1 protein-coding gene is annotated in these 1,116 nt (G+C 61.7%); it reads right to left on the reverse strand.

The window, feature by feature from the left end; all coding sequences use genetic code 11:
• A protein-coding gene (locus FV229_RS26945) for an IS3 family transposase (RefSeq protein WP_147754829.1) occupies positions 1 to 1,116 on the reverse strand; the annotation gives its coding sequence in 2 pieces (ribosomal slippage) (positions 1 to 898 and positions 898 to 1,116; 1,117 coding nt annotated over the 2 pieces). This gene is flagged as partial in the annotation.

The raw sequence follows: 1,116 nt of genomic DNA on the forward strand, positions 1-1,116 counted from the left end.
ATTGTCGGTCGCGTGACGATGGCGGAGTGGGCGACCGGCGCTGAACCGCTGGGTTCAGGTGGCCATATGACAACCTGTGGCGCAGGCGGCTGGTAGCCGAGTGACGAGTGCGGCCGGATGGTGTTGTAGTCCTTCCGCCATTGTTCGATCACGACGCTGGCTTCCTTGAGGGTGTAGAACACCTCGCCGTTGAGGAGTTCATCGCGCAGCTTCGCATTGAAGCTTTCGCAATATCCGTTCTCCCACGGACTGCCCGGCTCGATGTACGCAGTTGCTGATCCAACCGCTGCGATCCAGGCCTGAACTGCTTTGGCAACGAACTCCGGTCCATTGTCCGAGCGGATATGTTCTGGCACACCGCGTAAGCTGAACAGGTCCGAGAGAACATCGATCACGTCGAGCGCTTTCAGCTTGCGAGCGACCCGGATGGCCAGGCACTCGCGGGTGAACTCGTCGATGACGTTCAGCATCCGGTACTTGCGCCCGTTGTGCGTGCGGTGCTCGACGAAGTCGTACGACCAGACGTGGTTGGGGCGCTCTGGCCGCAGTCGCACGCACGAGCCGTCGTTGAGCCAAAGGCGCGCTCGCTTGGGCTGGCGGGCCGGAACCTTGAGCCCTTCTCGTCGCCAGATCCGTTCGACACGCTTCACGTTCACCGTCCAGCCATCACGCCGGAGCATCGCCGTGATCCGACGGTAACTGTCGCGCCCGTACTGGAGCGCCAACGCGATGATCGCAGCCGTCAGGGCGGCTTCGTCCTCGATCAAGACGGCGACCTTGCGCTGCGTCGAGCGATGCTGGCCCAGGACACGGCAAGCGAAGCGTTCGGACACGCCATGCTCGGCAACGACGTAGTCGACACAAGCCCGGCGGCGAGCCGGGCTCAGAAGTTTCCCGAGGCTGCCTCCTTCAGGATCAGCTTCTCCAGGGTCAGGTCAGAAATTGCTCGACGAAGGCGCTGGTTCTCGGTCTCCAGCGACTTCAGTCGCTTGACCTGATCCCCCTTCAGACCGCCATACTCGGAACGCCAGCGATAATACGTGACTTCGGTCACCTCAATGGACCGGATTGCTTCGGCAACTTTGCGACCTTGTGAGACCAGAACATCCACTTGGC

The organism is Methylobacterium sp. WL120 (assembly GCF_008039465.1).
Taxonomy (GTDB): Bacteria; Pseudomonadota; Alphaproteobacteria; order Rhizobiales; family Beijerinckiaceae; genus Methylobacterium; species Methylobacterium cerastii.